Annotated in this window: 18 protein-coding genes, 1 tRNA gene and 5 pseudogenes; 15 read left to right on the top strand and 9 right to left on the bottom strand. The window is 39.3% G+C overall.

The annotated features are described in order from the left end of the window. Window positions 1-6: 6 nt before the first annotated feature. The 3 genes from lldR (at window position 7) to dld (ending at window position 3,835) form a co-directional block, all read left to right on the top strand. Entirely contained in the window at window positions 7-750 is a 744-nt protein-coding gene (lldR, locus tag KPC_RS03395; protein ID WP_121973009.1) for a transcriptional regulator LldR, read from the top strand. A 2-nt stretch (window positions 751-752) separates the two neighbouring features. Then, window positions 753-1,907, top strand: coding sequence for an FMN-dependent L-lactate dehydrogenase LldD (lldD, locus tag KPC_RS03390; RefSeq protein WP_121973008.1), 1,155 nt, complete (start codon window positions 753-755; stop codon window positions 1,905-1,907). Window positions 1,908-2,137: 230 nt separating this feature from the next. After that, window positions 2,138-3,835 (top strand): D-lactate dehydrogenase, encoded by a 1,698-nt coding sequence (gene dld, locus KPC_RS03385; RefSeq protein WP_121973007.1) that lies wholly within the window; start codon window positions 2,138-2,140, stop codon window positions 3,833-3,835. A gap of 66 nt (window positions 3,836-3,901) precedes the next feature. Here dld and KPC_RS03380 read toward each other — a convergent pair whose 3' ends face one another. Together KPC_RS03380 and KPC_RS03375 are read right to left on the bottom strand one after the other, a co-directional pair. Next, window positions 3,902-4,714, bottom strand: a complete 813-nt coding sequence (locus KPC_RS03380) for a hypothetical protein (protein WP_146196620.1) — start codon at window positions 4,712-4,714, stop codon at window positions 3,902-3,904. 135 nt (window positions 4,715-4,849) lie between these two features. After that, complete coding sequence (locus tag KPC_RS03375; RefSeq protein WP_121973005.1) at window positions 4,850-5,695, bottom strand: hypothetical protein; 846 nt, start codon at window positions 5,693-5,695, stop codon at window positions 4,850-4,852. A 184-nt stretch (window positions 5,696-5,879) separates the two neighbouring features. Between KPC_RS03375 and KPC_RS03370 the strand changes: the two genes are divergently transcribed. The 9 genes and pseudogenes from KPC_RS03370 to KPC_RS03325 form a co-directional block, all read left to right on the top strand. Beyond that, window positions 5,880-7,913 (top strand): NADPH-dependent 2,4-dienoyl-CoA reductase, encoded by a 2,034-nt coding sequence (locus KPC_RS03370; protein WP_121973004.1) that lies wholly within the window; start codon window positions 5,880-5,882, stop codon window positions 7,911-7,913. An 87-nt stretch (window positions 7,914-8,000) separates the two neighbouring features. Further along, window positions 8,001-8,090 (top strand) — tRNA-Ser (locus KPC_RS03365). Between the two features lie 781 nt (window positions 8,091-8,871). Continuing rightward, a complete protein-coding gene (locus KPC_RS03355; RefSeq protein ID WP_121973003.1) occupies window positions 8,872-9,132 on the top strand; it encodes a hypothetical protein in 261 nt (86 codons plus the stop codon). Window positions 9,133-9,149: 17 nt separating this feature from the next. Next, entirely contained in the window at window positions 9,150-9,734 is a 585-nt protein-coding gene (locus KPC_RS03350) for a hypothetical protein (protein WP_121973002.1), read from the top strand. Further along, complete coding sequence (locus KPC_RS03345) at window positions 9,731-10,111, top strand: YajG family lipoprotein (RefSeq protein WP_121973001.1); 381 nt, start codon at window positions 9,731-9,733, stop codon at window positions 10,109-10,111. The genes KPC_RS03350 and KPC_RS03345 overlap by 4 nt, the downstream gene beginning before the upstream one ends. Before the next feature lie 120 nt (window positions 10,112-10,231). Continuing rightward, window positions 10,232-10,534: a hypothetical protein gene (locus KPC_RS03340; protein WP_121973000.1), complete on the top strand. Its 303-nt coding sequence runs from the start codon at window positions 10,232-10,234 to the stop codon at window positions 10,532-10,534. Between the two features lie 73 nt (window positions 10,535-10,607). Further along, a complete protein-coding gene (locus KPC_RS03335; RefSeq protein WP_121972999.1) occupies window positions 10,608-11,654 on the top strand; it encodes a DUF932 domain-containing protein in 1,047 nt (348 codons plus the stop codon). A 155-nt stretch (window positions 11,655-11,809) separates the two neighbouring features. After that, window positions 11,810-12,673 (top strand): annotated as a pseudogene (locus KPC_RS03330) (YqaJ viral recombinase family nuclease); the annotation flags it as partial. Then, window positions 12,653-13,545, top strand: a pseudogene (locus KPC_RS03325) (thiolase family protein); the annotation flags it as partial. The pseudogenes KPC_RS03330 and KPC_RS03325, both read left to right, overlap by 21 nt. A gap of 433 nt (window positions 13,546-13,978) precedes the next feature. Here the strand turns inward: KPC_RS03325 and KPC_RS03315 are convergent. After that, a pseudogene (locus KPC_RS03315) lies at window positions 13,979-14,323 on the bottom strand (DNA adenine methylase); the annotation flags it as partial. 201 nt (window positions 14,324-14,524) lie between these two features. Here KPC_RS03315 and KPC_RS03310 point away from each other — a divergent pair. The 3 genes from KPC_RS03310 (at window position 14,525) to KPC_RS03300 (ending at window position 16,404) form a co-directional block, all read left to right on the top strand. Next, window positions 14,525-14,908, top strand: coding sequence for a hypothetical protein (locus KPC_RS03310; RefSeq protein WP_121972998.1), 384 nt, complete (start codon window positions 14,525-14,527; stop codon window positions 14,906-14,908). Between the two features lie 85 nt (window positions 14,909-14,993). Then, a complete protein-coding gene (locus KPC_RS03305; RefSeq protein WP_121972997.1) occupies window positions 14,994-15,668 on the top strand; it encodes an HNH endonuclease in 675 nt (224 codons plus the stop codon). Between the two features lie 31 nt (window positions 15,669-15,699). Beyond that, a complete protein-coding gene (locus KPC_RS03300) occupies window positions 15,700-16,404 on the top strand; it encodes a hypothetical protein (RefSeq protein WP_121972996.1) in 705 nt (234 codons plus the stop codon). Between the two features lie 9 nt (window positions 16,405-16,413). Here the strand turns inward: KPC_RS03300 and KPC_RS03295 are convergent. The 6 genes and pseudogenes from KPC_RS03295 to KPC_RS03270 all read right to left on the bottom strand — a co-directional run. Further along, window positions 16,414-16,872: pseudogene (locus tag KPC_RS03295) on the bottom strand (hypothetical protein); the annotation flags it as partial. A 17-nt stretch (window positions 16,873-16,889) separates the two neighbouring features. Further along, window positions 16,890-17,075 (bottom strand): annotated as a pseudogene (locus KPC_RS20720) (hypothetical protein); the annotation flags it as partial. A 289-nt stretch (window positions 17,076-17,364) separates the two neighbouring features. Next, a complete protein-coding gene (locus KPC_RS03285) occupies window positions 17,365-18,429 on the bottom strand; it encodes a hypothetical protein (protein WP_121972995.1) in 1,065 nt (354 codons plus the stop codon). Then, window positions 18,426-19,574 carry a YagK/YfjJ domain-containing protein gene (locus KPC_RS03280; RefSeq protein WP_228212143.1) on the bottom strand — a complete coding sequence of 383 codons (1,149 nt, stop codon included), beginning with the start codon at window positions 19,572-19,574 and terminating at the stop codon, window positions 18,426-18,428. The genes KPC_RS03285 and KPC_RS03280 overlap by 4 nt, the downstream gene beginning before the upstream one ends. A 428-nt stretch (window positions 19,575-20,002) precedes the next feature. Further along, window positions 20,003-20,236, bottom strand: coding sequence for a helix-turn-helix transcriptional regulator (locus KPC_RS03275; RefSeq protein WP_121972993.1), 234 nt, complete (start codon window positions 20,234-20,236; stop codon window positions 20,003-20,005). A 132-nt stretch (window positions 20,237-20,368) separates the two neighbouring features. Beyond that, window positions 20,369-21,733: a hypothetical protein gene (locus tag KPC_RS03270; RefSeq protein WP_121972992.1), complete on the bottom strand. Its 1,365-nt coding sequence runs from the start codon at window positions 21,731-21,733 to the stop codon at window positions 20,369-20,371. Window positions 21,734-21,859: the final 126 nt, after the last annotated feature.

Below are 21,859 nucleotides of genomic sequence, written 5' to 3'. Positions count from 1 at the left end.
TGCCGAATGAAAGTCTCCGATAAAGTTGTCCAAAGCTTACGCATGTTGATTGAGCAAGAAAACATGCAAGTCGGAGACCGTTTGCCTGCTGAACGTAAATTATGTGAACAACTCGGAGTTTCCCGTTCCTCTTTAAGAGAAGCATTACAACAATTGATCAGCTTGGGCATGCTGGTCAGTAAGGTGGGAGCGGGAACCTATTTACAACAATCACCCAACAATTGGTCTCAGCATCAGATCGTGCAGCCATTAAGCGATTTGATCGATCAAGATCCATCATACCGTTTTGATGTTCAGGAAGCACGGATGGTTTTGGAGGGTGGTACAGCTTGGTATGCAGCACAGCGAGCAACTGAAGATGACATCGTCAAGATACGGGAGTGCTATGACCGTATTGCTCATTTTCAGGCGATTGGTGATGCAGATCAGGCAGCAATGGCAGATGCCTATTTTCATCTTGCTATCGCAGAAGCTTCGCATAATCTTGTTTTGATACAGGTGATGCGGGGCTTTTTTGATTTGTTGCAATATAACGTTGTATTGGGAAGACGCAAGGTCTATTCAGATACACATCGTTTTGACCAGTTGCATGACCAACATTTTCAAGTAATGGATGCGATTCAACGTAAAGATCCGGAAGCTGCACGTGATGCAGTCTGTGGACATATTGAGTTTGTGATTCAACAAGTTCGCTCGATTGACGAGGAAGAAGCCCGTCGTAAGCGTGCGAGTCGATTAAACAGGATATAGATATGATTATTTCTTCTGCAAATGATTACCGAGAGGCTGCAAGACGCCGTTTACCTCCATTTTTGTTTCATTATATTGATGGTGGTGCTTATGCGGAATATACACTAAAACGGAATGTGGAAGATTTATCAAAAATTGCACTTAGACAGCGTGTTCTAAATGATATGTCTGAGCTAAGTCTTGAAACCAGATTGTTTGATGAAACCTTGTCTATGCCTGTGGCATTATCACCAGTAGGCTTGACGGGGATGTATGCGCGTCGTGGTGAAGTACAAGCCGCAGTAGCCGCAGATAAAAAGGGTATTCCATTTACATTATCGACTGTTTCAGTGTGTCCAATTGAGGAAGTCACGCCAGCCATTCAACGTCCAATGTGGTTTCAACTCTATGTACTACGTGATCGAGGCTTCATGCGTAATGCCTTGGAACGTGCTAAAGCCGCAGGATGTTCAACTCTGGTTTTCACTGTGGATATGCCTGTACCTGGTGCACGCTATCGTGATGCACATTCTGGTATGAGTGGCCCCAATGCTGCTATGCGCCGTTATTTACAATCTTGTTTCCATCCACATTGGGCCTGGAACGTTGGTTTACTTGGTCGACCACATGATCTTGGGAATATTTCAAAATACTTAGGTAAACCGACAGGGCTTGAGGATTATATTGGTTGGTTAGGTAACAACTTTGATCCTTCAATTTCATGGAAAGACCTTGAGTGGATTCGTGAATTCTGGGATGGCCCTATGGTGATCAAAGGTATTTTAGACCCAGAAGATGCCAAAGATGCTGTACGTTTTGGTGCAGATGGTATCGTGGTTTCAAATCATGGTGGTCGTCAGCTAGATGGTGTACTTTCAACAACACGTGCTCTACCACCTATTGCTGATGCGGTTAAAGGTGATATCAAGCTTTTGGTCGATTCTGGTATCCGTAACGGACTGGACGTGGTTCGTATGCTCGCGATGGGCGCAGATACCTGTATGCTTGGTCGTGCCTTTGTTTATGCTTTAGGTGCGGCAGGTGGAGCAGGGGTGAGTAATTTACTCGATCTGATTGATAAGGAAATGCGCGTAGCAATGACTTTAACAGGTGCAAAAACGATTTCTGATATCACCTCTGACTGTCTGGTAAAGTTGGATAAAGAGTTGGCCGAGTGATTAATTTGTTTTAATCATTTAAGTCGAAAATAATCCCTCCCCTTGCCAAGCAGTTTGTTAAAAAGGGGAGGCGTATAGTCAAATTTATCTTTTGTTATATATGTGATTCTTTCCCCTCTTTTACAAAGAGAGATTAGAGGGGGAAGTACACAACAATTTAATGAATGATCTATTTTAAAATTAGATCAGAAAAATACTCTTCCATCTATTCTGGAAAAGGAAAATATCACATGCACATACACAGCACTTCTGAAAATACGATTCAACAATTTATTGATATTGTCGGAAAACAACATGTGTTGACCAGTGATAATGACACACGATTATATCGTCAAGGTCGCCGTTATGGTTCTGGGAAAGTTCTTGCTGTGGTTGTCCCAGGAACTTTGCTTGAGCAATGGAAAGTTTTACAGGTTGCTGTAGCAGCAGATTGTATTGTGATCATGCAGGCAGCCAATACAGGACTTACAGGTGGTTCGACACCATTTGGTGATGATTATGATCGTCCAGTTGTGGTGATGAGTACAAAACGTCTGGCTGGTATTCAGGTGATCAACTCGGGCAAGCAAGTGATTTGTTTGCCTGGTGCAACGCTCGATGCGCTGGAACGTGAACTGGCTGGGTACAACCGTGAGCCACACTCTGTGATTGGTTCTTCTTGTATTGGTGCTTCAGTTTTAGGTGGTATCTGTAATAACTCGGGTGGTGCATTGGTTCGACGTGGACCCGCTTATACTGAACTGGCTTTATATGCACAAGTGAATGAAGCTGGTGAGTTGGAGCTCGTTAATCATTTGGGCGTTGAATTGGGCGCAACTCCTGAAGATATTTTAACGAAACTTGAAAATAGACAATATCAAGATATAAATATTCAAAACAATCCAGGCTGCTGTGCATCGGATCACCGTTATTCACATGATGTTAAGCAAGTTGATGAAAACTCTCCTGCAAGATTCAATGCAGATCCATCCCGTTTGTTTGAAGCTTCTGGCTCTGCTGGCAAGGTATGTGTATTTGCAGTACGTTTGGATACTTTTGAAAAAATACCAAGTCAGGTTTTTTATGTGGGAACAAATTCACATGATGATCTTACAGCAATCCGCCGTTTCTTACTGACAGATCTGCCACGTTTACCTATTGCAGGTGAGTATATACATCGAGTTGCGTACGATATAGGCGCTGAATACGGAAAAGATACTTTCATGTTTATTGAAAAGTTTGGAACAGCTAAAGTTCCAGCTGCTTTTGCCATGAAAGATAAAGTCGATGGATATCTGGAAAAAATTGGAATGAAAGGGCTTTCAGATAAAGTCCTTCAGATGGTCACCAAGTTTCTGCCGTCACATTTACCTAAACGTATGAATGAATTCCGTGATTTATATGAACACTATCTGGTGCTGCGTATTGAAAATCAGGATGCAGATCAGGTGAATAACTATTTAAAACAATATTTCGATTCACATGGAACAGGTAGCTACTTTCATTGTACTGATGAGGAAGGTCGTAAGGCATTTTTACATCGTTTTGCTGTCGCAGGTGCAGCTATTCGCTATCGTGATACGCATCGTAGTGAGGTTGAAGATATTGTCGCACTTGATATTGCGTTACGCCGTAATGACCGTGAATGGGTAGAAAACTTACCGAAAGAAATGAATGAAAAAATCATTCATAAACTTTATTACGGCCACTTTTTATGTCATGTATTTCATCAGGATTATATTGTGAAAAAAGGAGTCGATCCTTTGGCGATGGAACATGAAATGTGGCATTTACTGGATGACAGAGGCGCAGAATATCCTGCAGAACATAATGTCGGACATTTATATGTCGCCAAACCTGCGCTGAAAAATCATTATCAAAAACTTGATCCGACCAATAGTTTTAATGTTGGTATAGGTTTTACATCAAAGCTTAAACACTGGAAATAGCATTTCGGAGTTAAACAGCCGCCTCATAGTGATTGAACTATAAGGCGGTCATTTATATCCGGTGGATCAATGACTTTTAGAGCTGATTTTTATGACAACAAAACTTAAAACAGCAGCACTGATGACAAAAGTTATAAAGCTATACAGAATAGATTGACTGAACCACCATACAGCAACTGTGAGTACAGCTATGATAACAGCGAGCAACCACATGACTGTGTTTGGAACAGCATGATTTATTTGTAGAGTTGGCTCTGGTTCCAGATCAGTTTGCTGGATTTGTATCTCTGACGGGATCGAAGCACCATAAAAAAAATAAGGTTTATCTTGGTATGCATTGAGGTCTGCGATCATGACTTCCCAGAAATGATTTGGAGGCGAGTTTTCATCAACATGGGCCAGTTCTTCAAAGTGCTGAATAGTATTGGCAAAGTTCTGTTCTGCTTGATCGTCTAAATCAAGTCCGCTCGTTCTCAATAAAATATAATGCGGGAAATGTAGTGCGATCAAATTTTGAAAATCAAAATAATCCTGTTCATATTGTTGACCAAAAAGCTGTAGAAAACCAGATTTGCGACTCTTTAAATTCTGTAAAGCTTCTTTTTGTGAAATTACAAAATAGGGATAACTGGATTCTCCAAAATCTTCTAAATATTGTTTGCGTTCAATTTGAAAATTTTCATTATCAACATCGATTTCATCTATGTATCGTGCATTTTTAATATTTTGTTTACTGTATAACATTGACCAGAATAAAGGAATAAAAGCATTTGCCTCTAATTCATAGGATGTAGGGTCATAAAAATTTTCCCATTCATTCAAACTTCCATTTGGCATATGGTCGTAATTTGAACTACTTAAATAAACAGCTAAACTCATTTTATAATTCACTTTAAAACTCATCTTTTTCTAAATCATAATGATTTTTCTAAAGTGTTAAAAATGAAAATTGTAAGTTCTTAGAGTTAAGCTTGCAGAAATTAATGACTTTATATTGAACTAATGATCTGACAATTAATGCATCTCGTTGTTATTTTCTCTAAGGCGGGTAAAAATATAGATTAACAAGCCCGCAATAACCATAAAGGCAATCAAACTATACATCCATGATCCAGAATAGATAAATGTACCTATAGCTGCTACAAATGCCAATAAAATAAACAGGATAATAAAAATATAAATATGATGTTGTGGTGTTTCCAGAATTATATGAGTTGGTTTTTCCCGGATATGATCAAGTTCAGGATTTTGAGGCAACTGTCTGGCTTTTGAAGCAGAGTAGCCGCGTAAAAAATATTGGGCTTCGTGGGGATATTGTTGTAAATCATTTAGAAACCTTTTCCAGAATAGAGGGTTTTTTTCTAAAGATGTTCCATTTTCAAGAGTTTCTATGGGAATGATTGAGTTTTGTAACCAGTTTTCGGCTTGATTAATATCTGGTAAACCTTGTGTTCTAAGTAAAATGTAGTCAGGGAAGTGCTGTTGTATTATGTCCTGAAACTCCTGAAAAATTTCAGCATAATCGTTTCCAATAATTTTTAAAAATGCATCTTTTCTTTGCACCAGTCTTGCTTGGGCTTCTGATGTGGAAATGACCAGATAGGGATATACACTATCTCCAAAGTTATCCATGCATTCTTGACGGGCAAGCTGTGTTGATGTTTCATCTATATCAAAATCATCAACAAATGCAGCCCATTGCATATGCTGTTGCGTAAACATCAATATCCATAAAATAGGTAGAAAACCATTTGCCTCAAGTTCATAGCGAGAGTTTTGTGAAAAAAATTTCCATTGATTTTGCCGACCAACTGGCATGTGGCTAAAAGGAGAACTGGTCAGAAATACACGGTGTGACATGATTTCACTAATTATAACGTTTGTATTCAAGGATTATTGTAGAGCATAAAAAAGACTAAAAATAAAAAAATTGTAAAATTGACCTTGTCTATGCTGAAAATATTATTTTTAGTCATCCCAAATTTTATAAAACGTTATAAAGTATTATGCAACAAGTTGCAAAGCCAAAATATAAGGATTCATCATGACGACTAGCTATGCAAATATTTTAAAACCCCTACATTTGGGATTTACAACGATTAAAAACCGTGTGGTAATGGGGTCAATGCACACAGGCTTAGAAGATCGTTTTTATAATTATCCCAAACTTGCAGCATATTTTGCAGAGCGAGCCAAAGGTGGCGTAGGACTGATTATTACAGGTGGAATATCACCAAATAGGCAAGGATGGCTTCTACCAGCTGGCGGTACGATGAACCATTTGGGTGATATTGCTCCGCATCGTTTGGTCACTCATGCCGTGCATAAACATGGTGCAAAAATTTTAATGCAGATATTGCATTCCGGTCGCTATGGCTATCAGCCATTTGTTGTGTCAGCCAGTCCAGTCAAGTCGCCTATTTCACCCTTTAAGCCTCGTCAAATGAGTGAAAAAAATATCCTGAACACGATTCAGGATTATGCTCATACTGCGAGTCTGGCTAAAAAAGCAGGATATGATGGCGTTGAAATCATGGGGTCGGAAGGGTATCTACTCAATCAGTTTTTAAGTCGGCATGTTAATCAGCGTAATGATCAATGGGGCGGGTCAATTGAAAATCGCATGCGTTTTGCAATTGAAATTGTCAAGGCAATAAGACAAAAAGTTGGTGAAAAATTTATTATCTGTTTCCGTTTATCCATGCTGGATCTGGTACATGACGGCAACACCATGGATGAGGTGATTACTGTTGCACAGGCACTGGAAAAGGCAGGCATTACTTTATTAAACACTGGCATTGGCTGGCATGAAGCACGTATTCCTACCATTGTGACTTCAGTCCCGCGTGCTGCATTTGTAGATTATACTGCTGAAGTTAAAAAGCATGTCAATGTTCCTGTGATTGCATCTAACCGTATCAACATGCCAGAAACAGCCGAACAGATTTTAGCTACTGGTAAAGCAGATATGGTGCAAATGGCACGTCCATTGCTTGCAGATGCTTTTTGGGTGAACAAGACTGCAACCAATCGTGTTGATGAAATCAATACCTGTATCGCCTGTAATCAGGCATGTCTGGATCATACCTTTAAAAATAAGCGTGCGACTTGTCTGGTCAATCCACGAGCTGCATATGAAACAGAACTGGTTTATTTAAAGACTAAAAAAATCAAAAAGATTGCTGTTGTAGGCGGTGGTGTTGCAGGAATGTCAGCAGCAACAGTTGCTGCCAGTCGTGGTCATCAAGTAACTTTGTTTGAAGCTTCGGACGATGTTGGTGGTCAGTTCAACCTAGCAAAAGTTGTACCTGGTAAAGAAGAGTTTCATGAAACGATTCGTTATTTCAAAGTGCAAATCGAAAAGTCTGGAGTGGAGTTACGTTTAAATACTAGAGTCAACCGAGACCAGCTTGAACGTGAAGGATTCGATGAAGTTGTGGTTGCAACAGGTGTAACTCCACATCCTTTAAAAATAGAGGGCAGTGATGCTCCACAAGTTTTGTCCTATGCAGAGGTACTCAAGGGTGCAGCAGTTGGTCAAAAGGTAGCTGTTATTGGAGCTGGCGGGATCGGTTTCGACGTATCCGAGTTTTTACTTAAACCTGAACATCAGCCGCAACCGCAACCTTTAAATGAATGGAAGCGTGAATGGGGAGTAGATCTTCATGCCAATTACATCACTGAAGGTGGTTTAGAGCGCCCTGAAGTAGATGCTCCTGTTCGTGAAATTTATTTGATGCAACGTAAAACAACTCCTTTAGGCATTGGTTTGGGGAAAACATCGGGATGGGTGCATCGCGCCCAATTGAAAAAACATGCGGTTAAAATGTTGCGTGGTGTTCAATATAAAGCTGTGACAGATGAAGGATTATGGATTGAGACCAATGGGCATGATCAATTGTTACGTGTAGATACAATTGTAGTTTGTGCAGGACAAGAGTCAGTAAAGGATTTGATGCCATCTGAAAATGAAAAAACACTTGCAAACTACCATATTATTGGCGGTGCAAAATTAGCTGCAGAACTTGATGCAAAGCGTGCAATCCGTGAAGGTGCTGAATTAGCAGCCAAATTGTAAAGGATTGATGAAACAATATGCATTTGAATGCCTTGGACGTATTTTTTGCTTGTCTAAAGCTTAAAAGCTTAGTATTCTTGCGCACATGGAAGCGTGGCAGAGTGGTTTAATGCACCGGTCTTGAAAACCGACGAGGGTTCACGCCCTCCGTGAGTTCGAATCTCACCGCTTCCGCCAAACATCTAAATAAGCCCTTGTTTTTACAAGGGCTTATTTTTTATCTATAGTTTTACCCCACAACCTACCCCTCATCAAATTTTGGATTGGATTGGCTTCTTTTAGCCGTATGTAGAAGATTAAGGAATGTAGTTTAAAAAACTGTATCTAAATCTAACTATATTCTTATTCAAACATTTCATAATTCTAAATATTTTCACTATTCATCCGCTTAGCTTGCTTGACGCTATATAACGTGCAGATTATCCTTAGCCTGCTGACCTACATCGTCAGCGGGTTTTGACAGACCCATTAACAAAGACAATATGTGAAATCTCATTTTGCATGTTGTGGACCCGTTCGTCCCCCTTTCTTTGCGGTAGGGCGGAGGGGGGACGCGCTTGCGCGTGCTGGTTTCTTTGTTACCAGTCTGTCAACCCTCCTTCGTTCTGCCACCATCAATTGACAGTGATTTGGCAGGATTCTTTTAAAACAAAGGAGTACGCCATGCGCTTACATCAATACCGTCTTTTATATTTCTCTTTTTCAGTATTTGTGCAGTTGGGTGATTAGACCGCGTGCTGTGAATAGCTGTGTCTATGACTTTTTAAGAATAAAACTTTTTCAAATACATATTACCGATATGAAGATGAATCTCTAATGCTGTTTTGAGCTAAGTAGATCTGTACGCTTTATCGTCTATAAAAAATTCAAAAACTTAGATATTCATTCCAACAAATAGTACATGGGGGACACTGGATCTGCTGAAGACCAGTGATGCCTGTAAAAAGAGAAAATGACTATGTTAAAAACTTTCCTAAAAACTGCCCTGATTTCATCATTGCTTGCAGGCGCATCATTGACGCAGGCAGGCTGGTTTGCGCAAGCCAGTGAAGCCTATTTTGTTCAGGCCCGCAATTTGGGTGGAGGCGTCTATCAGTGCATGTATAAAACCAATCCGGGCAACCGTGGCTGGCGTAATTTCACGGTGAACTTTCAGGGTGGCTGTCCGCGCTTCGTTCACTTTAATGCTCAGAATGGTCAAGTCTCTGTACCGAACTAAAAGGCGGGAGATTTGAGATGAACCAAAAAACTATATTGGCCTTAGCCGCTATTCTGGCTTTGACCATTTTGATTGTGTCCGGATTCTATTTTTTCAGTGCCAAGTCCAGCGTTCAGAAGCCTGTGCAAACGGCTTCAGTTGATAAGAGGGACATGCCAGTTTCAGAAGCAGCTGCTTCAGAAGGCATTCCTGCTGCGGAAGTTGATGGAATTGATGTAGAGGAATTGACTGTTGGAATCAAGCAACCAAGCTCTGCACAGCATGAACCTAAGCTGCTGAACTTTGAGCTGGATCAAAGCCTGAAAGCGGCAGATACATTGCTGTCCATGCTTCCTTATGCAGACCTGCCTGAATTTGAACAGAAAAATGTAGATAAGTACCAGCAGCTAGTCTTTGCCAAAGTTGCGAAAGATACCGGTAAACCCGTGAGCGGTTTTAGCTTGCAGGAACACGGTGCATTAGAGTCGGAACAGGCGGGCAACCGTTACTACGTCTATAAATTTGATAATGGCACAAACTGTGAAATCCATCTGGTGAGTATTGATTTAGAGACAGGTGATTACGGCGTGAGCTACAACTACTGCGGAGGATATTACTTATGAATAAATGTTTTAAATCGATCCTGCTGGCAGTAGCGGCTGCTGCAGGCATGATGTTGTCAGGGTGCAGTTCTAGCCTTGATCCCAATACGTTTACTGTTGAAATGAATGTAGTAGATACCAGCAACTGGTATGCGCAAAACCAAGCGGCAAATGTCATCACCATTCGTTCTAACAGCCCAGATCCGATTAACGTTACAAATGTTTTAATTAATAACGGTGAATGCAGTTATGAAGGCTATCGCAGATCGTTGGAATATCCGCAGCATTTTAAAATGGGGCTACGTTTAAGGCTGAAATTAACTGGCTGCGGTTATGATAATGTCGTGCGTGTCGATGTTGAAACTGAACAGGGAACAGCGAGCTATAGCTTTCAATAGCGGCCTTTAACTCTAAACGACGAACTAAAATTTCAATCAAACCGTGTCCTCAATGGGCACGGTTTTTTTATGCCCTCAATTCAGCTCTTGGTACTCAATTCATTTCACAAGGAATATTCAATGTCCTTAATTCAATGCCCCTATTGTCAGTCCACTCATGTCAAACAGACGGATTCAAGTCATGCAAACGCCAACTATTTCGAACAACTGCAACGCTGTATTTCACCGACCCAGATGGCGCTTTTCGGCATGCAGCTTGCCAAAAAAGCAGGATTTCCACCTTTTACAGGCGCAGCTATCGGTGTTGTTGTGGGCGGTGTATTGGTCATCGTCAGTCAGTACTGCTATGAAAAATATTACAGCAATGCCAAGCAGTATATCTGTCAGGACTGCCATCAGCATTTTGCTTGGGCCCAGTCTTAACAGAAGCAGATTTTACAGCTGATTATTTTTAAATATTTTAATTCAATCAATTATAGGTACAGGAATTTACACTATGGCACATCAAATTGAAAAAATGGCTTATGTCGGTGAAACCCCTTGGCATGGTCTTGGCAATCAGCTCGCGCAAAATCAGCCGATTGAAGTCTGGGCGAAACAGGCAGGCATGGATTGGCGTATCGAATCATCTAATGTCAGCTACATGGCTCAAAATGAACGCGGGCAAAGCATCATCATGCCTTATGAAGAACAGCGGGTCTTATACCGTTCAGATACCCATGCACCTTTATCTGTGGTCAGTCAGCGCTATCAGGAAGTCCAGCCTGCAGAGGTATTAGAGTTTTACCGTGACCTCACTGAACAATCAGGTTTTGAGCTGGAAACGGCGGGTGTACTGAAAGGCGGAAAGAAATTCTGGGCTTTGGCTAAAACGGGACAGACTGCGGCGCTCAAAAGCAAAGATGTCAGTAATGGTTATATCTTATTGGCTACGGGCTGTGATGGAACACTAGCGACAACTGCACAGTTCACTTCAATCCGTGTGGTTTGTAACAACACCTTGGCGATTGCATTAAAAGGGCAGAACAGTAGTGCTGGTGTAGTCAAAGTCCCGCACAGCACCCGCTTTGATGCCCAAAAGATTAAACAGCAACTGGGAATTTCAGTACGTGCATGGGATGAACACATGTATGAAATGAAACAACTCAGTCAGCGTAAAGTGACTCAAAGTGAGGCAGCAGCTTATTTTGATGCCGTGTTTAACAATAGTAGCTTGAGTCCGAATGAGCAGGATGAAGGTATTATTCAGTTCTACCGCAATGTTGCTACACAAGCCAATTCAGCTGCTAAAGCTGATAACAAGACTGAACCCAATGGACGTGCCATGTCAAAAGTCATGACCATGTTTAATGGGCAGGGACGTGGAGCAGAACTGAGTTCAGCTAAAGATACGGCTTATGGCTTACTGTGTTCTATTACGGAGTTCTGTGACCATGAAAGAAGAGCCATGAGTCAGGATCATCGACTCGATTCAGCTTGGTTTGGTGCAGGTGCTGGGCTGAAGCAGCGTGGGCTAGAACAGGCCTTGCGCATGTTGGCCTAATTTAAATGCATCTATTGATTAGCCTAAGCTAATCCATTGCCGTAACACCATATTTAAACGCTTAACCTGTAAAATGACTTAACGACTTTATTTAAAAGCTGTGTCTTCGGACACAGCTTTTTTTATGCTCCAAATTTAAATTAGAGGAATTAACAATGCATCATTTATCAAATCTACCTGCAGCATCTGCACAGCCTAAAGTATTCAGCGCCTCTAAACTTTTTAATGCGAAACGTTTTGTGGAGACTAAGAAACTCAGTCAGGCCGAATGGCTGGAAGTGCGCAGGCAAGGTATCGGCAGCAGTGACTGTGCTGCAGCTTGTGAGCTCAACCCTTATATGTCGATGCTGTAACTGTGGATGATCAAGACTGGACGGATCAAGCAATCGATTGAAGATGAAAGTGAAGGCCATGCACCGCTGTATTGGGGCAAGCGTTTAGAGCCTTTGGTCGCTGAGTACTACAGCATGCATACCAATTATAAAGTCCGCCGCGTCAATGCTGTGCTGCAGCATCCTGATCCAGACAAGTCCTTTATGTTAGCCAATTTAGATTATTCTGTGTTGGGTGACGCAGATGTACAGATTTTAGAATGTAAAACTGCAGGGGAATATGGCGCTAAGCTTTGGCGGGATGGTGTGCCTCTATATGTGCTGTGTCAGGTCCAGCATCAATTGGCGGTGACTGGAAAGAAGGCAGCCCATATCTGCGTGCTGATTTGCGGACATGAAACCCGCATATTTAAAGTGATCCGTTCAGAATCGGTGATTCAGCATATCGTGAATGCAGAGCGTTACTTCTGGGAGTGCGTGGAAAAGGATACACCGCCAGATGCAGATGCTAGTGAGTCGGCAGCTAAAGCTTTGCAATTGCTGTATCCAGAGCATGTTCCACTTAGTACGACAGATTTATCGTTAGATGATCAAGCCAACCAACAGTTTGAGCAACTGATCCAAGCACGCAATCATATAGAAAAGCACCAAGAGCAATTTGATCTGCTGAAGCATCAGCTGCAGGCAGCCGATGCGGTTAAAGCAGAAAGCGGCAATCTGATCATTGCCGGCGGCATGGAATCCATGAGCAATGCGCCCTATTTAATGGATAAAGCACGTGCTGGCTTTCGCATGGGGTCACCGACCATGTGTTGCAGGAAGGCCTTGAAGATGCTGAAACAGGCTTCTCCATGGGTGTGCTGGCGCAGAATATGGCCAACAATGAAAATTACACTCGCGAACAGCAGGACGATTTTGCAATCCGCTCACTGACCCGAGCGCAAGCAGCCATTCAAAATGGCGACTTGACTGAGGAGATTGCGCCAGTGACAGTTGTCTCGCGTATAGGTGAAACTGTCGTTACGCAGGACGAAAACCCATTTACTGCAAAAATTGAAAAAATTCCAATGCTGCGTCCGGCTTTTGCAAAAGATGGCACCATTACAGCAGCCAATGCTAGCTCGATTTCGGACGGCGCCTCTGCGCTTGCAGTCACTTCAGCAGACTATGCGCAAGCCAATGGGCTGCCGGTACTGGCAGAAATCAAAGCCTATGCCAGCCATTCACAGCATCCCTCTGAATTCACGATTGCTCCTGTAGGCGCGATTGAAAAAGTTTTGCAAAAAACTGGCTGGAAGGCAACTGAAGTTGATCTTTGGGAAATCAATGAAGCCTTTGCCATGGTGACCATGGCAGCGATTGATGCATTTGGACTGGATGTGGAAAAAGTTAATATTTGCGGTGGTGCCTGCGCGCTTGGACACCCATTGGGGTCATCCGGCTCACGCATTATTGTGACACTGATCTACTCGTTGAAACGCATCGGCAAGAAAAAAGGCATCGCAGCTTTGTGCATTGGTGGTGGTGAAGCGACTGCAATTGCTGTTGAACTTCTTTAATGAGCTGTCCATATATTTGCCAGTCAATAACTCGCTTATGCCATTTATTAAAACCTATGAAATTGAAGCACAACAGAATGATGGGGGAGTTGGTGTTAGGCGCCGGCTGAGACAGCATAATGTATTGAAAATAAATCCAACGAGCAGAAAGCTCGTTGGATTTATAAAGCTTATATCAACTGTATTGATGTTCAATTCTAATCGTAGCTCTATTGTCATCCACATGTATTCAATAGTCAGTTTAATGAGTTCATCATAACTCAACGACGCTTTAAACTCTTCGTGAACTCATTTCTGAGAAGATATGACCGTCACGTTCTTCCATGTCACAAAATAAATCTGCCTGCGCCTGCAGATTGCCTTGCTCAGCATCGGTCAATAACCGATGCATACGGACTGGAGTCAAACCGACAACAGGATGTTCCTGCCATTATGCTGTATGCTGCAGATTATAAAACCGAGCTGCACGCTGAATATCATTCATCAAATCTGTATTGGGATTCTTGAGCCATTCAAACATCTGGCGACTCACCAGTGCCTATTTAAATTGTCGTACAAACTCTTCTAGATGATGTTGAACTACTCGATATAAATTGACCAGTTCACCATTTAAATCATTAATGACTTCAACTTTCGATTGCTGATCACGAATAAAAAATAGCGCCGCTACGCCTGCAAAGACTTCTACATAACATTCATGTTCAGGCATTTTTTTAACCAGCAGCGACACTAGTCGACGTTTACCACCCATCCAAGGAACTATTGGCTTAGTTTTCACGATTTCATCTACTGCAAAAGCATTTCATTTTTGATAGCCTGCAATTACTCTGATCTGGGTAACGAGGCTCTGCCTGCGGTAGTGATATTACCAAGGGGGCGAATTTTGTTCGAACAAGGTTCGTCGCCTCGTTTTATTATTCTTAATTGAAGCAACTAGATCAGGCGGAATGCTTTCCAATAATTTTGTTTAGGTCATTTTATGAAATCTAATTTATACGCCTTATCCAATGATCAAGACTTGTATATTTTATTGACTTTTAGGGCTAGAAATCTCACACATACTGAGAAAATAGACATTATTTTAGAAGTCGAAAGACAACTAATGGGAACTCCATTTGAAGATAAATATCTTCATCTACTTTGGAGTGACGGCATGGGAAACGGTAAATTTACACTTTGGTCAGAATCAAAAGCTGAATTTGTGATTTCCTTCGAACAAAAAATATCTTTAGTAAATTCCTCTCAACTAGAAACCTTCAACTTACCAGATTATTTATATGAAATGCGTGATAAGAACCCTCATTTCATTGTCTTTGCAGAAAAATCATACGTTGATGGCATGTTAAAGATTATGTATTTCTAACCGCTCTATTATTAAATACATCCAGTTTAGTTATACCAACATATTTCTATTTGATTCATGGCTTTAAAAGTACGGAAAATCTTCAATGGGAACCAAAGATTATAAAAACACCGCTTGGCTAGATTTTAGAGAGAAAGCTTTTGAAGAGCTTGGATATTTTTGTCAACGATGTCACCGAAGTGATGATGATGTCGTGCTGCAAGTTCATCATAAATTTTACATCGCTGGTAGAAAGCCTTGGGAGTATAATCTCTCAGACTGTGAAGTTTTGTGCCGTGGTTGTCACGCTAGAGAGCATGGTCATGTTAGACCAGATTATAATTGGAATTTATCCCATTCAAATGACCTAGGTTCAACTATTGGGACATGTGAGCTTTGCGGTAGTACTTTAAGATTTGAGTTCCATGTTTTTCATAATGATTGGTCTGAGCCAATGGTATTAGGAACAGTTTGTTGTGACAATTTAACAGGTACACAAGAAGCGACTGAATTTAGAAAGAAAGAAAAAGCATTTCTAAGATATTTAGATAAATGGTGTGATTGCGAAAATGGGGAGTCGTTATTTCAAGCCAATAAACGTCTTACTTTTAGAATAATCAAAGTTGGAACAGGAGTTTTTAAAGTTGATGTTTACAAATTAGGTAAAAATGTTCATACAGGTAAAAAGTCTTTTTCATCACTCTTAGAAGCAAAAAGCCAACTTCATAGCTACATTAAAAATAAAGAATATAAAGAGCGATTTGATGATAAAAGTAAGTGAATTTAATGCCTTATAAAGGAAAAATATTACAGTGCAGAAAATTAAAGATAACTTAGGGCTTATTTTTATATCCTTAGTAACTATTCTATATTTATGGCTAACCTGCAATTTATTCATCAATTTTGATGAAGTTAAAGCACTTAAGTTAAATGAAAAAGGAGATTTTCTGGCTGGTATCTTCTCTCCATTGGCATTTTTATGGCTCGTTTATGGTTACCTACAACAGGGAAAAGAACTAAAACAAAATAATGAAGCATTGAGATTACAATCAGAAGAATTAGCAAATCTTGTGAAAGAACAAAGTAAGCAAAACAACATTCATGAACAGGGAATGAATATAAAACGTATCGAAGCCAAACCTAAAATTGTGTTCAATAATGCGAGTTATACTTATAAAATTAATGATTATGACGGTGAATATTTCGAAGGGACGGTCTTTTATATTTATATTGTGAATTTCGGGAAAATTGCCAAAGATGTTCATATAGTTAGTAACGGATTTGAAAGAAGATTCCATAAATTAGAATCAGATATCGTTACCTCAATGTTTTTTTCTTATTCAGAAGATGTTGAGCAAGAATTAAATACTTTCCAAGGAAAGCCATTAGAATTAGAGTTTGACATATCATATTGTGACAACAACGGCTTTCAATATAATGAGAAGATTATTGTATTTACTAATAATTTCGTTAATGGGGCTATAGATGTTGACTATGGATTGGATGTAAAGCAATAAGCTAAATACACCCAGCTCACTAAACCATCCATCATAATCATCATGATTCACTTCCAACTCACTCGCAGATGGAAGTGCAATAAATTCAATTGGGCTTGATAGATGAAGGCTGGCGAACCACCCCAAAATCATCGCAACAGCACCATCACCATGACGGTATAACTCAGTGGCTTTAATATCCTTTGCACGCTCCTTGGATACCATGTAAATACCGTCTACTTATTCAATCGCAGAACAGTCATTTTTCAAATCAGCATCCATTGGTAAATCAATCATGTCGTTTTCAAAGACAGTGACTAGTTTTGGTGTCCAAAGCCCATACCATGCACTTCTCAGTTTGATTTGATGTACCATATGCTCGCAATATTTTTCAGCAGTGTCTTCAGTTAAGGTTTTACCAGAGCCTGTTGCATCCATCGCAATATCGCCAAATCGCGGCAGACGATCCAGCATGTACCACAGAATTTTTTATTTCTCAGGAATTATCTATCATTATTAAGTTCGATTTGAAACTCTTCAGCCTTTGAGCTGAAAATTTTGATCAAGAGTATTGAGTGTCAATGAAGAACATATCCAACCTTTCTAGATATGTGTTTTCAGCACTTGTTCAGGATTAAGTTTATAGTTTTTGTATTCAGCTAAAGTACTAGCTCAGAGAAAGTATAATTTATTCGTCACTTGGTAGCGTCTGCAAAGATGTAGCTGAGTAAACTTGGTCGTATATCCATAGTGGCCTAAAATGAAAAAATGATTTTTTAATACTTGAAGATTTATAACTAATTATAAAGTTTACAGAAATTTTATTCAGTTATTCTTTTGCTCATTATTGATGTATGTGACATATAAACCTACTGAAGTACGCAATTTTATTGCAATTCATTTGAAAATACGCATAACTTAAAACCCTGAAAGCCGAAACTTTCGGGGTTACAATGATGTACTTAATCAGAATTCGATTAATTAATACGAACTTTTTTCGACTTTCAACGTTGTATTGGTGTATTTAAACCGAACCCAGTATTCAGGACCAATCAAACTGTATTTTAAAGTGGTAAGACGCATACCAATATAGTTCTGATTCGAGTCGTAAAAATTGGATTCTATATCATAAACTAAAGGTTCTACCCCTGAGTTCATGCAGGCAATATCACTCCACACGACACTGGTTTTACCTTCTCGGAATACAAAAGGTTCAACATCTGTATATAGTTGAGATTCCGCAAACGGGGAGAAGTCGGTATCTTCGCGTGCTACAAAAAATATGAGCCTAATACTCTTAAAGCCTTGAATATTCGTTTCTTGCTTAGATACGATACCGACAGTCATATTTTTAGCATTGTTCTCCCAGACTGCTTCGATAATTTTACTTGAGGTCTTCTGCAAGATATCATCAACAGTGACTGGAGCAAATGTTCTAGGGTTCATTGAAAAATCATCAACACTCATAAATTCAGCTGAAACAAGCAATGAATGGACCTGAAACATTGGATTGCTATACAAGACAGCATCTTCAAAACGATTATAAGCCTTCCTAGAATTGCCAAATGAAGAATCCCAGTGATTCGTCAAGCTCACAAAATCTCTTGTTTTAGATCTCACTTTCAGATCTTGACAGAATCCATCTACAACTGCTTCAAACTGTTGGTACATTCCAAGTGGAAAGTTAATGAGTGTATGCTTGTGCAGTAAATCAACCATCAGCTTGATCTCTGGCCTGATGATCACATCTGAAAATTTACCTGTCAGAAAAGGATTCATCGGAATATCCTGAATAATCTTGAGTAAATTAACACCTTTGGGTGTTAGATAAACATGAGGCACCAGACATTCATAGGTTGGTTGTTTAGAGATAATCTTAAAAGTTTTATTTTCAGCAATCATACAATATAACTTCAAGTAATCATCCAAACCAACAGAAGGGCGATTATTGGGTGTATAGCCAATAAAAGGCTGAATATACGCTTGAGTAATATGGTGAGTACTGAGTAGAGATGCATATGATTCATCAGGCTGTAATTTAATCATACTTCATCTCCTGCAAAGGCATTGAGTTCTAGGTGGTTTTTTCTCGGACGACCACGTGTCTGTGGTTTTAAAGGTTGACTAATCTGGAAACGACGTCCATTTTTCATATTGCTGAAAATGAATAACTGACTGGTTTTACAGAGATAATCGAAACCATCTTCAAGCCACTTTCTTTTCAGTGATTGGTTGTATTCAATCGTACCCAAATAGCAATTTTCATAAGTATGCTTGCGCTTATTACAGATGTAGGCATAACCTTGATCATTGGTCACTTTTTTCCACAGCTGCTCAATGCCTTCAGCCAGGCTAATGTCTTCCTGATTCTTATTTCCATTGAAAAACCAGAATGTATGCAGATGGAATCCACGTCTTGGCGTATATTCAAAACGAAAAATATATCCGATGGCTTGTTTCAACACAGGATTATGCCGCTTGTTTTCTAGTAGTCGTTCGACGCGCTTTTTAAATGCATCAAAATCATTTTTAGATAAACAATCTTCAGCTTTGAAACAAGTTTGCATTAACGTTTCAGGCTTATGTTTGAGATACAAATCAAGCCTTACAACGACCACACGCGAATACCGTTCAATTAAAGAGTTGAACATTTCGATCATTCGAGACTTATTTTTTTTCAGATTATTCCGCTCATCATAAACTTTACGCCTAATGTTGGGGCGACGAAAAAAAGCACGAATTAAGCCAGTAAACCTATTCATTGCGTTAATGTATGGGAGCAAATTATCCTTCAGACTGGAAGGTGGAGGCGTACCAATACGCAGTAGCTCTAACTCATCTTCTGACATTTGGCTCTGTACATCATCAAATGCCTGAATACCAAGACCGCTGATAATGTCTGAATGTGTAGAAGAGTTTATAAGTTCTTCAAGATCAGAAGCTAAGTTACTCATGTGAGCAGGGAATTTGACGACAAAGCCATGTTGATCCATCGACAGTTTTTTGAGTTCAGCTGTGACTTCAGCAAAGTTATATTTTTTAAGCTGGTTGACGAGTTTAGCTTTGCCAAGAGCGGGTGCTATGATGTTATCCAGTGAATGTACGACAAAGGTAGTTTTATCAATATTGTTGACTGGAGTAGTTTGCAGTTCAGTTTCAAATTGCTGGAGCCATTGGTCATGCGTCCCCATGTATCGGCCAGCATTTACATTTATAATGCGCATATTCATTACACTCAATTTAAGATTAAAAGCGCAACTGTGATCTGTATTCTGAGTATAGGTATCCAATGGGTACTGTTTAGAGCAGTACCCATAATGGAATGCAGGTTGGTTCAGATAACTTAGAATGGGTTATAGTCGTATCTTCTTTACTAGTATCGCCTAAACATCAACGACCTGCTGGGTCATATGAGTATTGATGTATCTGAATACTTTAAAACTATTGATCATCTATAAATACATAGAATATTATGTGATTAATAGATATAGAGTAATAGTAATAATAGTAAATATATAAGACCGTAATTCATTGAAAATTAAAATAATAGCCTAGCCATACTTATAGTTTCAGAATGCATTGCACAGCTGCATTATGTTTTGAATTTACAAGTACAGGATTAGCTCACTGAATCGGCTTGATCTCGGGATGAAATTTTACTTTCAATCCACGCTTCAACCTCAGAGAGTAACCACCGTGAGGCATTGTTCAATTTTACTGGCCTTGGAAATTCAGGATCGTAGCGTTTAGACTGTCGGTTCAGTCGGTCATAAATAGACGACCGAGATAAACCGATGAGTTTAATCAGCTCGGGTAAGCGCAGCATTTGCACTGTATTTTGAATGGAGGACATTTAGATTTCCTTCTATAGCGTTGGTCCAATCAGGATGTTGTCGAACCAATGATTAGAAGGTACTTGAATGAAAATGCACTTTATGCAGGAAGTGCGTGGAGCCTATATATTTCTCAGTGTGAACTGATGAGCTTAATCATTTAAAAGGTTTTTCAAAGACTGATAGATTTCATGATTGTTTTTGAGCATCCTCTCAGTATCACCGATAAAGCTTCTCTTTACTTTAGAAGTTTTAGGTATCTTCAATTTGAAAGCGCTTTGTTTCTTATTGGATTGATTCCTAATAGCTTTTGTTTTGAGCTCACTCAGTTCATGATTGTTGTGAATTGATGTCGTAGGGGCAAATAAGAATGGATCATAGATAGGTTCACTAGATATAGTGATTAAAGACGAATTAGTCAGATTTTGCACAATGTGCTTTTGCAGAAGCATATTAAATTTGAACTTGCGTTGTTTTTCTTCCTGTATATATTCTTGTAAATCATCAAAGTTAAATTTCCTGAAATCCATTTTGTATCGCAATACTTCTAATATTTCAGGTGTAAATTTGGTTCTAATCTTTGCAAAAACTTTCACTTGTTGCTGTTTATTTAATATTTCTGTCTGATATTTTTTCAGCTCAATCCGTAAAAGCTTGTCAATTTTGTAATGCAGTTTTTTATATACTTTTTCTTTATGAGTATATATTTGTCTTAATGTGTAACGTACATATAGTTCTGCTCTTTTATTTAAATATTCCATAAGTTGTTCGAAAAGTATTATTTTTTTTGGCGTGAGTGCGTTGATTTTTGAATTATGTTTTCGTATAGCATACTTATTTTTAAATGGACCAATGAATCGAAATGAAAAAAAGGATAACTCCTTTAGTGTATTTTGTTCTTGTCTTGAAAAATTTAACTCATTCCAAAGTAATATATGGTCATCTTCGTATTTCTTGATAAATTCTGCAACAAAGTCTATATAAGCTTTTTCTTTGATTTCATCAGGTTCTTGCGAAAGATAGCTGTTCTTAATTTGCTTGATTGATTCTTGTAAACTTTCAGGTAACAATTCTGGAATATAGCCAATAGAATGATTTTTAACCTCTCTAAGCAATATTTTGTATAAATCTTGAGCCTGTTCATAATTTTTAGTTTCGATGGCAGAACGATAGCTTTTTATGTCTGAAATGATTTCATGATAATGTTTAGGCAAATATTCAAAGTCTAGTTTCTCAATTTTATTATCACCTTTTTTACAAGGAATAGGTACTTGGACAGGATCTGTACATAACCTTTTTTCTCGTTCTTTATATAATTCTCGAAACAACCCTTCATCATGTAATTTATTTATTATTATTTTAAGCGTTTCGAAATCAGTTGCCATCCTGATAGATTTGTTGAAATTGAAGGGGGGAGTAGAGTATATTTTTTCAAATATATACTTTTCCAGATCATCTACAATTTTTATTTGATCACCTAAAGTGGTATTTTCAGAATGTTCTTCTACGGTATCCATTATGTTTAAACTCCAATATTTTAGTTGAATATTATTGTAATTTTTAGCCTGCAGGCCCTAATCCAAAGTGTACATTCTTTTACGTTATTTCAGTACGGAATTTTGGATAATAATGAAATATATCAT

Source organism: Acinetobacter stercoris (genome assembly GCF_900323515.1).
Classification (GTDB): Bacteria; Pseudomonadota; Gammaproteobacteria; order Pseudomonadales; family Moraxellaceae; genus Acinetobacter; species Acinetobacter stercoris.
The sequence above is the reverse complement of the archived record's forward strand: the minus strand, read 5'-3'. Positions and strand labels throughout refer to the sequence as shown.